We start from the raw sequence: 12,702 nt of genomic DNA, 5'->3' as shown, positions 1-12,702 counted from the left end.
TGTCAGCCCTGTGCGGCGCGCTTGAGGAAGGCCACGAGGCCACCCTGCGCGTTGGTCTGGATGGTCACCAGCTCCCAGCCGTCCTGGCCGAAGTTGTTGAGCATCAGAGCCTCGTTGTGGAGCGGAATCGGCGCCACCTGGTATTCCCACTTGGTCATGGCCCGCACCCTACTCGGGCCGCCGTGCGCGGCGCCGCCCCGTACGACACGCCCCGACCGCGCGCGGGGCGCGGCCGGGGCCGGGTGTCGTGCTGGGTGGTGCTGGTCGTGCTGGGTCGTGCTGGGCGAGGTCAGCGGCGGGGGCTGCCCTTCCCCGGGGTCGGGTCGACCGCGGGGATGGTGCCGCTGTCCTGCAGACCCTCGGTGACCTCGTCGGCGATCTGCGTGGCCAGCCACTTGCGCTTCTTGCGCTGGATCACGCGGTTCTCGGCGAGCAGCGCCTTCGCGGTCGCGATCATCAGCAGCACCATGATGATGCTGAAGGGGGCCGCGACCAGGATGGCGCTGGTCTGCAGCGCCGCCAGTCCGCCGGCGCCGGCCATCAGCAGCACGGCCGCCACGACGCCCTCCATGGACGCCCAGAACGCACGGCTCCACACCGGCGGGTTGGGGTCGCCGCCCTCGGCGAGCATGTCGACCACGAAGGAGCCCGAGTCGGAGCTGGTCACGAAGAAGACCACGATCAGGAAGATCGCGACCACGCTGAGGACCGTGCCCAGGGGCAGGGTGTCGAGCATCTGGAAGAGCGCGAGGTCGGTGCTCACGCCCTCCTCGCCGATCAGCCCGCCGCCGCCGAACATCTCGGTCCAGATGGCGGTGCCACCGAGCACCGAGAACCACAGGAAAGTGACCATGGTCGGCACCAGCAGCACGCCGAGCACGAACTCGCGCACGGTGCGACCGCGCGAGATGCGGGCGATGAAGACACCCACGAACGGGGCCCAGCTCATCCACCAGCCCCAGTAGTAGGTGGTCCAGCCCGACAGCCAGCTCTGCCCGGCCTCGCCCTGGAAGGGGCGCACGTCGAAGGAGAGCTTGAGGAAGTTCTGCAGGTAGGAGCCGATCTGGGTCACGAAGTCGCTGAGCAGGAAGACCGTCGGGCCCAGCAGCAGCACCGCGACCAGCAGGCCGGCGGCGACGCCCATGTTGATGTTGGACAGGTAGCGGATGCCCTTGTCGACACCGGTGACCACCGAGACCAGCGCCACGCCGGTGATGATGGCGATCAGCAGGACCAGCAGCGGCGTGCTGGCCTCGTCGACCACACCGAGGAAGCTCAGGCCGGCGCCGACCTGCTTGACGCCGAAGCCGAGCGAGGTCGCGACACCGAAGAGCGTGCCGACGATGGCCACGACGTCGACGACGTCGCCCCAGAAGCCCAGGATCCGCTTGCCGAGCAGCGGCTCGAGCGCCCAGCGGATCGAGATCGGGCGGCCCTTGCGGTGCACGGCGTAGGCGATCGCGAGGCCGACGACGACGTAGATGGCCCAGGCGTGCAGGCCCCAGTGCAGGAAGGTGGTGTCCATGGCGGTGCGCGCGACCTGGTCGGGCCCGCCGGCGACGTCGGTGCCCGGGGGCGGCGTGGCCAGGTGGTTCAGCGGCTCGGCGACGCCCCAGAAGACCAGGCCGATGCCCATGCCGGCGGCGAAGAGCATCGCGAACCACGACTTGAGGCCGAACTCGGGGTCCTCGTCGTCCTTGCCCAGGACGATGGAGCCCATCGGCGAGAGCGCCATCCACAGCGAGAACGCCACGAAGGACGTCACGACCAGGACGTACCACCAGCCGAGGTCGATGACGACGTTGGTGTTGGCCGAGGCCAGCCAGTCGCCCATGCGGTCGGGGAAGATCGCCGCGGTGGCGGAGAAGAGAACCAGGATCACCGCAGCGGGGATGAACACGCGGGGTGCGGCCATCGGGAACCGGCCACGGGCGGTGCGCGGGGTGGGCCGGGAACCGTCGCCGGACGGCTCGCCCGGCGGCGTGGTTCGTTCGGTGGGCGGGCTGGACGTCATGACTGCCTCTCGGTCGGGATCACTCTGAGTCGGTCGTGCTGAGTCTCGTGCTGGAGCGCCTGCGGTGCGTCGGGCCGGCTGGTGCCGAGCCGTCGTCGCACGCCCCGTGGGGGCCACCGGACCCCGAGGCCGGTGCGGGGCAACCCATCACGTTACCGAAGGGTCACCCCTCGCGTCACACCTGCGGGTGGTGCCCCACCGGCTGGGAGAGGCCTGAGACTCCTCCGGCGCCTCCTGAGGGGTGGGTGGGACGCCCACTAGGCTCGGCCGCGTGAGACGTACCGACTGGTCCGGCGTGCGGCTGCACGTGGTGACGGGCAAGGGCGGCACCGGCAAGTCGACGGCCGCGGCGGCGCTGGCCCTGGCGCTGGCCGCCGAGGGGCGCCAGGTCCTGCTCTGCGAGGTCGAGGGCCGCCAGGGCATCGCCCGGATGTTCGACGTTGACCCGCTGCCGTACGCCGAGCGCCGGATCGCGACCGGCCTGGCCGGCGGGGCGAGGCCCGGCACCGTCCACGCGCTGCACATCGACCCCGAGGCCGCGCTGCTGGAGTACCTGGCCCTCTACTACAAGCTGGGCCGCGCCGGGCGTGCCCTCGACCGCTTCGGCGTCGTCGAGTTCGCGACCACGATCGCCCCCGGGGTGCGCGACGTGCTGCTGACCGGCAAGCTCTACGAGGCGGTGCAGCGCAACGCCCGCAACAAGGGGGCCGTGCAGTACGACGCCGTGGTGCTCGACGCCCCGCCGACCGGCCGGATCACCCAGTTCCTCAACGTCAGCGACGAGCTGGCCGGCCTGGCCAAGGTGGGGCCGATCCGCTCGCAGGCCGACACGATGATGACCCTCTTCCGCTCCCCGCGCACCGCGGTGCACCTGGTGACGGTGCTGGAGGAGATGCCGGTGCAGGAGACCGCCGACGGCATCGCCCAGCTGCGCGAGGCCGAGCTGCCGGTCGGCGCCGTGATCGTCAACCAGGTGCGCCCGCGCGACGTGGGCCCCGACGACCTGGCCGACGCCCTCGCCGGGCGCCTGGACCGGGCCCAGCTGGGCGCCGACCTCGAGGCCGGCGGCGTGACCCCCAGCCCCGAGCTGCTCGACGGGCTGGTCGCCGAGGCGCGCGACCACGCCGAGCGCCGGGCGCTCGAGGACGCCCAGCGCGCGCTGGTCGCCGGCTTCGACGTGCCCTCGGTCGAGCTGCCCCGACTCCCGGGCGGGGTCGACCTGGGCGGGCTCTACGACCTCGCCGCCACGCTCAGGGAACAGGGGCTCGGATGAGCAGGACACCAGCACCCAGGACCGCCGACCGCTCGCGCACGCGGGTCGGGCCGCTGGCCGCGCACCCGGCGCCGGCGCCGCACCTCGACGTCGACGCGCTGCTCGACGACCCGGCGACCGGGATCATCGTGTGCACCGGCTCGGGCGGGGTCGGCAAGACGACCACGTCGGCGGCCCTCGCGCTGCGCGCCGCCGAGCGCGGGCGCAAGGTCGTGGTGCTGACCATCGACCCCGCGCGGCGCCTGGCCCAGTCGATGGGCATCGAGGAGCTCGACAACACCCCGCGACCCGTCGCCGGCGTCGACGGCGGGGGCAGCCTCGACGCGATGATGCTCGACATGAAGCGCACCTTCGACGAGGTGGTGGAGAGCCAGGCCTCCCCCGAGAAGGCCCGCCAGATCCTGGAGAACCCGTTCTACGTCGCCCTGTCCAGCTCGTTCGCGGGCACCCAGGAGTACATGGCGATGGAGAAGCTCGGCCAGATCCACGCCGACGCACGCCGCGACGGCACCTACGACCTGATCGTCGTCGACACCCCGCCCTCCCGCTCGGCGCTGGACTTCCTCGACGCCCCCGAGCGGCTCTCCAGCTTCCTCGACGGACGCTTCATCCGGCTGATGCTGGCCCCGGCCCGCGGTCCGGCGCGGCTCGTGACCGCCGGTCTCGGCCTGGTCACCGGTGCCCTCACCAAGATCCTCGGGGCGCAGGTGCTCACCGACCTGCAGACCTTCGTCGCCGCCCTCGACACCGTCTTCGGCGGCTTCCGCCAGCGCGCCCAGCGCACCTACGCCCTGCTCCAGGCCGACGGCACCGCCTTCGTCGTGGTGGCCGCCCCCGAGCCCGACGCGCTGCGCGAGGCCGCCTACTTCGTGGAGCGGCTGCGCGGCGACCGGATGCCGCTGGCCGGTCTCGTGGTCAACCGGGCCAGCGCGGCGCCGTACGACGACATCGGCGCCGACGAGGCGATGGCCGCCTCGCACCGCCTGCAGGCCACCGGGGGCCACGAGCTGGGCGCGGCGCTGCTGCGCCTGCACGCCGACCGGGTGCGGCTGGTGCAGCGCGAGACCGGCCTGCGCGAACGCTTCGCGGCCGCACACCCCGACGTGGCCACCGCCGTGGTCCCCGCGCTGGCCGGCGACGTGCACGACCTCGACGGCCTGCGCCGCGTCGGCGACCTGCTGGGCACCCAGCACCCCGCTGGTTGAGCAGCGAGGGCCGAAGGCTCGAGCGTCGTCGAAACCCCGCAGGCACCCGGCGCACGGCAGCCACCCCACGGCGCGCGCCGCGAGCCGGCCGGTTCGAACCGGCCGGGTCGGGAGGACTACGGGATCAGCGGGCGCGCGCGGGCAGCGGCTCGGCCTCGACCGTGCCGCGGGTGCGGGCGTTCTCGAGCACCGAGCGCCACGAGGCGGCCGGACGGCGGCGCAGGAGGGCCCGGCGCTCGCGCTCGGTCATGCCGCCCCACACGCCCCACTCGATCTGGTTGTCGAGCGCCTCGGCGAGGCACTCGGTGCGCACGGGGCAGCCCGCGCACAGCTGCTTGGCCTTGTTCTGCTCAGCGCCTCGCACGAACAGCTGATCCGGCTGCGCAGCCCGACAGGCGGCGCGCGGCGTCCAGTCCTCAACCCACATGACAAGTCCCCATCCTTATGTGCGAGAGCGGGTGCCGCCGGCTCCGTTGCGTCCCCTGGAGTCGGTTGCGCCTCTGCTCTCATGTCCCTGCCTCTCAGTAAAGAGCGGTGACGCACCTGGGGACAGGTCATTTCGACTCAAAGAGATGGCCCGAAATGACTAGACCGATGTGGTCAGCCTCACCCGGCTCAGGGGGGTAGCGATGACGGATTCCGGCCCGCGGGCGGCCCAGCCGGGGTACGGTGCCCGGCTTCGACGATGGGATCGGTGTGCCGTGCTCCCGTACCCTGGGCGCCATGCCTGCGTCTCGTCCCGCCAGCCGTGTCGCCTCCCACCTCGCCGTGATGGTCGCGATCTCGGCCGTGCTGGGTGTCGTCGTCGCCGGGCTGGCCATCCCCTTCGCCGGGGTCGTCGGGATCGGGGCGCGCAACCTGGCCGACACGATGGACCAGCTGCCCGCCGAGCTCGAGACCGAGGCGCTGGCGCAGAAGACCACCATCCTCGACGTCGACGGCAACACCCTGGCCACCCTCTACGACCAGAACCGGGTCGAGGTGCCGCTGAGCCAGGTCTCGCGCAAGATGGTCAAGGCCATCGTCGGCATCGAGGACGCCCGCTACTACGAGCACGGCGCGCTCGACGTGCGCGGCACGCTGCGCGCCTTCGTGACCAACCAGGCCCAGGGCGGCGACGTGCAGGGCGGCTCCACGATCACCCAGCAGCTGGTCAAGCAGACCCTGGTCAACCAGGCCAAGACCGACGAGGAGCGCGAGGCCGCCACCGCGACGACGTACGCCCGCAAGCTCAAGGAGCTGCGCTACGCCGTCGCGATGGAGCAGCGCCACTCCAAGGACTGGATCCTCGAGCGCTACCTCAACATCGCCTACTTCGGCGACGGCGCCTACGGCATCCAGGCCGCCGCCCAGCACTTCTTCAGCGTCAACGCCAACAAGCTCGACATGCAGCAGTCGGCGCTGCTGGCCGGCTTGGTGCGCAACCCCGTCGGCTACGACCCCGTCGACAACCCAGAGCGCGCCACCGAGCGCCGCAACGTGGTGCTGCAGAGCCTCGCCGGGCTGGGCGTGATCAAGCAGAAGCGCGCCGACCGGCTCAAGGACAAGCCGCTGGGCCTGAAGGTCCAGAAGACCTCCGACGGCTGCGTGTTCACCGCGGCCCCCTTCTTCTGCGACTACGTCCTGCGTTACCTGGTGACCGACCCCGCCCTCGGCGACACCAAGAAGGAGCGCCGCGCGCTGCTGGAGTCGGGCGGCCTGACCATCCGCACCACCCTCGACCAGGACTTCCAGGACGCCGCCGACGCCGCCGTGCGGGAGGGCGTGAACCCGACCGACCAGGCCATCGGCGCGCTCGCGATGGTCGAGCCGGGCACCGGGCAGGTGCGCGCGATCGCCCAGTCCCGGCCCGTGGGCGACGGGCCCGGCCAGACCTACCTCAACTACGTCGTGCCGCGGAAGTACGGCGACTCCGGCGGCTTCCAGCCCGGCTCGACGTTCAAGGCGTTCGTGCTGGCGGCGGCGATCGAGCAGGGCATCCCGCTCAACACCCAGATCAACAGCCCCGAGCAGATCGAGGTCCCCCAGAGCTCGTTCGCGGTCTGCGGCGGCCAGAACTACCAGTCGACCGACACCTACCCGGTGGGCAACTCCACCGACTCGGGCACCTTCGACCTCTACCGCGGCACCCAGCTGTCGGTGAACACGTTCTTCATCCAGCTCGCGCAGCGCACCGGGCTGTGCCAGCCCTACCGGCTGGCCAAGAAGATGGGAGTGCGGCTGACCGACAAGGCCAACGAGATGGTGCCCTCCTTCCCGCTCGGTGTGGCCAGCGTGAGCCCGCTGGAGATGGCCGAGGCGTACGCGACCTTCGCCGCCCGCGGCCAGCACTGCGCCTCGCGCCCGGTCACCTCGATCGAGGACGCCAACGGCAACGTGCTCAAGCAGTACCCCGCCAAGTGCCGCCAGGTGCTGAAGGCCTCGACCGCCGACGCGGTCAACGACATCCTGCGCGGGGTCATCGAGCCCGGCGGCTTCGCCCAGGCGGAGGCCCTCGACAGCCCCGCCGGCGGCAAGACCGGCACCACCCAGAACGGTCGCTCGGTCTGGTTCGTGGGCTACACCCCCGAGATGGCGGCCGCCGCGATGATCGCCGGCGCCAACCAGTCCGGGACCCCGATCACCCTGACCGGCCAGACCGTCGGCGGACGCTACATCGACTCGGCCTCCGGCTCGGGCTACGCCGGCCCGATCTGGGGTGACGCGATGAAGGCGATCGACGACCAGCTCCCCGACACCGGCTTCACGCCCCCCGACGCCACCGTCGTCAACGGCGTGACGATCTCGGTGCCGTCGGTGAGCGGGATGACCCTCGACGGGGCCACCCAGGTGCTCGAGGACGCCGGGTTCGGCGTCAGCAGCGGCGGGTACGTGAACTCGTCGTACTCCGCCGGCACGGTCGCCTACTCCTCGCCCAGCGGCAGCGCCCCCTCGGGCTCGCAGATCACCCTCTACCAGTCCAACGGCACCCCGCCGCCCCCGCCGCCCTCCAACAACGGTGGCGGCGGCAACGGCAACGGCGGCGGCAGGAACGGCGGCGGTGGCGGCGGTGGCAACGGGAACGGCAACGGCAACGGCAACGGCAACAACCGCTGACCCGGCGCGAACTTCGCGCTGACCCGGCGCGAACTTCGCGCTGACCCGGCGCACATCTCGCACTGACCCGGCCCAAACCTCGCGCTGACCCGGCCCGGACCTCCCGGGTCAGCGACCGTGGGCCTCTCAGCCGAGCTGGCGACGCACCTCGGCCGCGACGGCACCGCCGTCGGCGCGCCCCTTGACCTGGGGCTGCACGACCCCCATCACCTTGCCCATCGCCTTCATGCCCTCGCCGGCAGCACCGGTCGACTCGACAGCCGCGGCGACGATGCGCTCGATCTCGGCGGCGTCGAGCTGCTCGGGCAGGTAGACGGCGATCACCTCGGCCTCGGCGCGCTCCTTGGCCGCGCTCTCCTCGCGCCCGCCCTCGTCGAAGGCCGCAGCGGCCTCGCGACGCTTCTTGGCCTCGGCGCCGAGGACGGTGACGACCTCGTCGTCGGACAGCTCGCGGGCGGTCTTGCCGGCCACCTCCGCGTTGGCCACGGCGGCGAGCACCATCCGCAGGGTCGAGGAGCGGACCTGGTCGCGGGCCTTCATGGCGGTGGTCAGGTCGGCGCGCAGCTGGTCCTTGAGGGTGCTCATGACCGACATTGTGACAGCCTGTGCTGGTGAGCCTCACCCCAGTTCTCGCCCGTGGCAGCGCCGCCCTCCTCGGGGCCGCGACGCTCGGCGGTGCGGCCGTGACGGCGTACGCCGTGCGCGAGACCCGGCAGTTCGTGCTGCGCCGGGTCGAGGTGCCGCTGCTGCCGCCGGGGGCCGACCCGCTGCGGGTGCTGCACCTCAGCGACGTGCACATGACACCGCGCCAGCAGCGCAAGCAGGAGTGGCTGGCCGGGCTCGCCACGCTGCGTCCCGACCTGGTCGTCGACACCGGCGACAACCTCGCCCACCAGGGCGCGGTGCCGTACGTGACCGACGCCCTGGGGCCGCTGCTCGACGTGCCGGGCGTCTTCGTGCACGGCTCCAACGACTACTTCGAGCCGCGGCTGCGCAACCCGTTCCGCTACGTGCTGCCCGACGACGGCACCCGCCACACCGACGTGCCCCAGCTGCCGTGGCGCGACCTGAGCGCCACCTTCACCGAGCACGGCTGGCTCGACCTGACCAACGCCCGTGGCCGGCTGGAGGTCGCCGGGCTCGACCTGGCCTTCGTCGGGGTCGACGACCCGCACCTGGAGTACGACGACCTGGCCGCGGTCGCCGGCCCGGCCGACCCCCGCGCCGACGTGCGCCTGGCCGTCGCGCACGCGCCGTACCTGCGGGTGCTCGACCAGTTCGCCGCCGACGGCCACGACGCGATCCTCGCGGGGCACACCCACGGCGGGCAGGTGTGCCTGCCGGGCGGTCGGGCGCTGACCACCAACTGCGACCTCGAGCCCGCCCGTGCCCGGGGCCTGCACCGCCACCCCGCCGACTCCCAGCCCGGCGACGCGGGCTCCGCCTGGCTGCACGTCAGCGCCGGCCTCGGCACCAGCCCGTTCGCCCAGGTGCGCACGAGCTGCCGCCCCGAGGCGACCCTGATGACCCTGGTGCCGCGCCCGCACTGAAGCCCCCGCGCGGCCGCACGCGTCCGCCGGGGGCCCGATTGGGGTGGCCCCTCGGTGCTCCGGTATGCTCCGGTGCTCGTGGGGTCAGCCTCGGCTGGACCCATGGATCGGGCTGTGGCGCAGCTTGGTAGCGCGCCTCGTTCGGGACGAGGAGGCCGCAGGTTCAAATCCTGTCAGCCCGACGTAGTGATGTCTCCCGACATCGACCAGCCGGGCCCACGCGAGTGGGCCCGGCTGCTGTCATTTCCGGCCCCGGGCCGGCGCTGAGGCCGCTGCCCGCGTGGCAGACTGCGCCCATGGCAGACGACGACCGCTCCGCGGACACCCCGTCCCTGGAGGCACCCTCCCTGGGGCTGGGCAGGTGGCGCCGCAGGAAGAAGGACACCTCCGACGAGGTGGCCGAGGACCCCACGGCGACGATCCCGGTCGTCGAGCCGGAGCCGCTGCCCGACGTCGAGCCGACCCCCGACCCCGAGCCCGACCCCGTACCGGCCCCCGAGCCCGAGCCCGAGCCGGCACCCGCTCCCCCGCCGGTCTCCCGGCCTGCCGCTCGCCGGCCCGCCCCCACGACGGCACCGATGGCCGCCCCGGCTCCTGCTCCGGAGTCCCGGAGGACCGAGAGCGCCGGTGAGGGCACCGGGACCCCGCTGTTCGCCGACGAGGTTCCCGAGCCGGCTCAGGAGCCCGTGCCGGTCGAGGAGCCGGCGACCGCCCGGGGCCGCTCACCGTTCGCCACCCTGCTCGGCCTGCGCGGGCGCAGCGCCGCGGCGCTCACCGGGGCCGTCGTCGGACTGCTCGTGGTCGCCCTGACCTGGGGCGCGCTGCGCCTGTGCGAGGTGCTGCAGGGCACGCCTTCGTGCGGCAACCCCGGCTTCTTCCTGCTGCTCGCGATCATGGTCGCGATGGTCGTGCTCGGTGGGGCGATGCTGCGCGCCGCGGGCGCGCCCGACCCGACCAGCACCGCCTTCCTCGCCGTGGGGCTGCTGTGCGTGGTCGCGCTGCTGTTCCTGGTCGACGCGCTGATGTCACCGTGGATGGCCGTGGTCATCCCGCTGGTCAGCGTCGGCACCTTCGTGCTCTCGCACTGGGTCACCACCGCGGTCGTCGAGCCCGCCCGCGACTGAGCAGCCACGACCGAGCAGCCACGACCGGCCCGCCGACGGCGGGCGGGTCGTGCGGGCGCTCAGCGGGTGGCGGCGACCAGCTCGGCGATCTGCACCGTGTTGAGGGCCGCGCCCTTGCGCAGGTTGTCGTTGGAGACGAAGAGCGCGAGCCCACGACCACCCGGTACGCCCTCGTCGGCGCGGATGCGGCCGACGTACGACGGGTCCTTGCCGGCGGCCTGGAGCGGGGTGGGGATCTCGCTGAGCTCGACGCCCGGCGCGGCACCGAGCAGCTCGGTGGCGCGCTCGACGCTCAGCGGCGAGGCGAACTCGACGTTGAGGGCCAGGGAGTGCCCGGTGAAGACCGGGACCCGCACGCAGATGCCCGAGACGGCCAGCTCGGGCAGCCCCAGGATCTTGCGCGACTCGTTGCGCAGCTTCTGCTCCTCGTCGGTCTCCCCGAGACCGTCGTCGACGAGGTTGCCGGCGAAGGGCAGCACGTTGTGGGCGATGGTGCGCCGGTAGACGCCCGGCTCGCCGAAGTCGACGGCCTCGCCGTCGTAGGCCAGCTCGCGGGCCTTCCCGCCCGCCGCCTCGACCTGGCCGGCCAGCTCCTCGACGCCGGCCACGCCGGAGCCCGAGACGGCCTGGTACGTCGACGCGATCATCCGCACCAGCCCCGCCTCGTCGTGCAGCGGCTTGAGCACCGGCATCGCGGCCATCGTGGTGCAGTTGGGGTTGGCGATGATGCCGCGCCCGGCCGCGATCACGTCGGCGGCGGCCTCGGGGTTCACCTCGGCGACCACCAGCGGGATGGCGGGGTCCTTGCGGAAGGCACTCGAGTTGTCGACCACGATGACGCCCGCGTCGACGAAGCGCTGCGCGAAGGCCCGCGAGGCCGTGGCACCGGCGGAGAACAGCGCGATGTCCAGGCCGGTCGGGTCGGCGGTCTCGGAGTCCTCGACGACCACCTCGGTGCCGGCGAAGTCGAGCACCTTGCCGGCAGAGCGCGGCGAGGCGAAGAAACGGATCTCCTCGACCGGGAAGTCGCGCTCGGCGAGGATCTGGCGCATCGCCACGCCGACCTGGCCGGTGGCGCCGACGACGCCGATGCGCAGCCCGCTCATCGGCCGGTCCCGCCGTAGACGACCGCCTCGACCTCGTCGGCGTCGAGGTCGAAGGCCGTGTGGGTCGCGGCGACCGCGGCGTCGACGTCCTCGTCGGCCACGACGACGCTGATGCGGATCTCGGAGGTGGAGATCATGCCGAGGTTGACCCCGGCCTCGGCGATGGCCGAGAAGAACTTCGCGGTCACGCCCGGGTGGCTGCGCATGCCGGCCCCGATCAGCGAGACCTTGCCGACCTTGTCGTCGTAGAGCAGCGACTCGAAGCCGATCTGGTCCTGCAGGCCCGCCAGGGTCGTCATCGCGGTCTGGCCGTCGGTGCGCGGCAGCGTGAAGGAGATGTCGGTGAGGTTGGTCGAGGCCGCCGACACGTTCTGCACGATCATGTCGAGGTTGATCTGCGCCTCGGCCAGCGCCGCGAAGATCCGGGCCGCCTCGCCGACCTTGTCGGGCACACCGGTGACGGTGATCTTGGCCTCGCTGCGGTCGTGCGCGACGCCGGCGATGATCGCTTGCTCCATGGTGCCCTCCTCGGGCGCGGGGTCCTCGATGCTGCCGGAGACGATGGTGCCGTCGAGCTGGCTGAACGAGGACCGGACGTGGATCGGGATGTCGAAGCGGCGCGCGTACTCGACGCACCGCAGGTGCAGGATCTTGGCGCCGCTGGCGGCCAGCTCGAGCATCTCCTCGTAGGTGACGCGGTCGAGCTTGCGCGCCGTCGGCACGATGCGAGGGTCGGCGGTGAAGACGCCGTCGACGTCGGTGTAGATCTCGCAGACGTCGGCCTCGAGCGCCGCGGCCAGCGCGACCGCGGTGGTGTCGGTGCCGCCGCGACCCAGGGTGGTGATCTCCTTGGTGTCCTGCGAGACGCCCTGGAAGCCGGCCACGATCACGATGTGGCCCTCGTCGATGGCGGTGCGGATGCGCCCCGGGGTGACGTCGATGATCTTGGCCTTGCCGTGCACCGAGTCGGTGATCACGCCGGCCTGCGAACCGGTGAAGGAGCGGGCGCTGTAGCCGAGGTCGGAGATCGCCATCGCCACCAGGGCCATCGAGATCCGCTCGCCGGCGGTGAGCAGCATGTCGAGCTCGCGGGCCGGCGGCAGCGGGCTGACCGCCTGCGCCTTCTCGAGCAGGTCGTCGGTGGTGTCCCCCATCGCGGACACCGCGACGACGACGTCGTTCCCGGCCTTCTTGGCCTCGACGATGCGGCGCGCGACCCGCTTGACCGCAGCTGCGTCAGCGACCGACGAACCGCCGTACTTCTGGACGACAATGCCCACGACAGACTTCCCGTTCCGCATGTGAGGGGGCGTGGGCCGGCAGGCCCACCATGA

At 72.5% G+C, this 12,702-nt stretch carries 11 protein-coding genes and 1 tRNA gene; 6 read left to right on the top strand and 6 right to left on the bottom strand.

Going from position 1 to position 12,702, the window contains the following annotated elements; genetic code table 11:
• Positions 1-2: 2 nt before the first annotated feature.
• Both OCU29_RS04840 and OCU29_RS04835 read right to left on the bottom strand, forming a co-directional pair.
• A complete protein-coding gene (locus OCU29_RS04840; RefSeq protein ID WP_261819012.1) occupies positions 3-158 on the bottom strand; it encodes a DUF4177 domain-containing protein in 156 nt (51 codons plus the stop codon).
• A 131-nt stretch (positions 159-289) separates the two neighbouring features.
• The gene (locus OCU29_RS04835) at positions 290-2,014 is read right to left on the bottom strand and encodes a BCCT family transporter (protein ID WP_261819011.1); all 1,725 of its coding nucleotides are present in this window, start codon (positions 2,012-2,014) and stop codon (positions 290-292) included.
• Between the two features lie 271 nt (positions 2,015-2,285).
• On the opposite strand from OCU29_RS04835, the gene OCU29_RS04830 reads away from it, so the two are divergent.
• Both OCU29_RS04830 and OCU29_RS04825 read left to right on the top strand, forming a co-directional pair.
• Positions 2,286-3,287: an ArsA-related P-loop ATPase gene (locus OCU29_RS04830; protein ID WP_258017184.1), complete on the top strand. Its 1,002-nt coding sequence runs from the start codon at positions 2,286-2,288 to the stop codon at positions 3,285-3,287.
• Positions 3,284-4,492, top strand: coding sequence for an ArsA family ATPase (locus OCU29_RS04825; protein ID WP_261819010.1), 1,209 nt, complete (start codon positions 3,284-3,286; stop codon positions 4,490-4,492). The genes OCU29_RS04830 and OCU29_RS04825 overlap by 4 nt, the downstream gene beginning before the upstream one ends.
• Before the next feature lie 124 nt (positions 4,493-4,616).
• Here the strand turns inward: OCU29_RS04825 and OCU29_RS04820 are convergent, their stop codons facing one another.
• Positions 4,617-4,919: a WhiB family transcriptional regulator gene (locus tag OCU29_RS04820; protein WP_261819009.1), complete on the bottom strand. Its 303-nt coding sequence runs from the start codon at positions 4,917-4,919 to the stop codon at positions 4,617-4,619.
• Between the two features lie 296 nt (positions 4,920-5,215).
• Between OCU29_RS04820 and OCU29_RS04815 the strand changes: the two genes are divergently transcribed.
• Positions 5,216-7,588 (top strand): penicillin-binding protein, encoded by a 2,373-nt coding sequence (locus OCU29_RS04815; RefSeq protein WP_261819008.1) that lies wholly within the window; start codon positions 5,216-5,218, stop codon positions 7,586-7,588.
• Positions 7,589-7,714: 126 nt separating this feature from the next.
• Here OCU29_RS04815 and OCU29_RS04810 read toward each other — a convergent pair whose 3' ends face one another.
• Positions 7,715-8,173 carry a GatB/YqeY domain-containing protein gene (locus OCU29_RS04810; RefSeq protein ID WP_261819007.1) on the bottom strand — a complete coding sequence of 153 codons (459 nt, stop codon included), beginning with the start codon at positions 8,171-8,173 and terminating at the stop codon, positions 7,715-7,717.
• Between the two features lie 26 nt (positions 8,174-8,199).
• Between OCU29_RS04810 and OCU29_RS04805 the strand changes: the two genes are divergently transcribed.
• The 3 genes from OCU29_RS04805 (at position 8,200) to OCU29_RS04795 (ending at position 10,262) form a co-directional block, all read left to right on the top strand.
• On the top strand, positions 8,200-9,138 hold the full coding sequence (locus OCU29_RS04805) for a metallophosphoesterase (RefSeq protein WP_261819006.1): 939 nt from the start codon (positions 8,200-8,202) through the stop codon (positions 9,136-9,138).
• 108 nt (positions 9,139-9,246) lie between these two features.
• Positions 9,247-9,320: transfer RNA gene (locus tag OCU29_RS04800), tRNA-Pro, on the top strand.
• 114 nt (positions 9,321-9,434) lie between these two features.
• Positions 9,435-10,262: a hypothetical protein gene (locus OCU29_RS04795; protein ID WP_261819005.1), complete on the top strand. Its 828-nt coding sequence runs from the start codon at positions 9,435-9,437 to the stop codon at positions 10,260-10,262.
• Positions 10,263-10,321: 59 nt separating this feature from the next.
• Here the strand turns inward: OCU29_RS04795 and OCU29_RS04790 are convergent, their stop codons facing one another.
• On the bottom strand, positions 10,322-11,368 hold the full coding sequence (locus tag OCU29_RS04790; RefSeq protein ID WP_179615107.1) for an aspartate-semialdehyde dehydrogenase: 1,047 nt from the start codon (positions 11,366-11,368) through the stop codon (positions 10,322-10,324).
• Positions 11,365-12,669: an aspartate kinase gene (locus OCU29_RS04785; RefSeq protein ID WP_218876267.1), complete on the bottom strand. Its 1,305-nt coding sequence runs from the start codon at positions 12,667-12,669 to the stop codon at positions 11,365-11,367. The genes OCU29_RS04790 and OCU29_RS04785 overlap by 4 nt, the downstream gene beginning before the upstream one ends.
• Between the last annotated feature and the right edge of the window lie 33 nt (positions 12,670-12,702).

Origin of the sequence: Nocardioides sp. OK12, from assembly GCF_024341885.1 — a bacterium.
Taxonomy (GTDB): Bacteria; Actinomycetota; Actinomycetes; order Propionibacteriales; family Nocardioidaceae; genus Nocardioides; species Nocardioides marinisabuli.
Note: the sequence above shows the minus strand (reverse complement) of the source record. Positions and strands in the feature narration are given on the sequence as shown.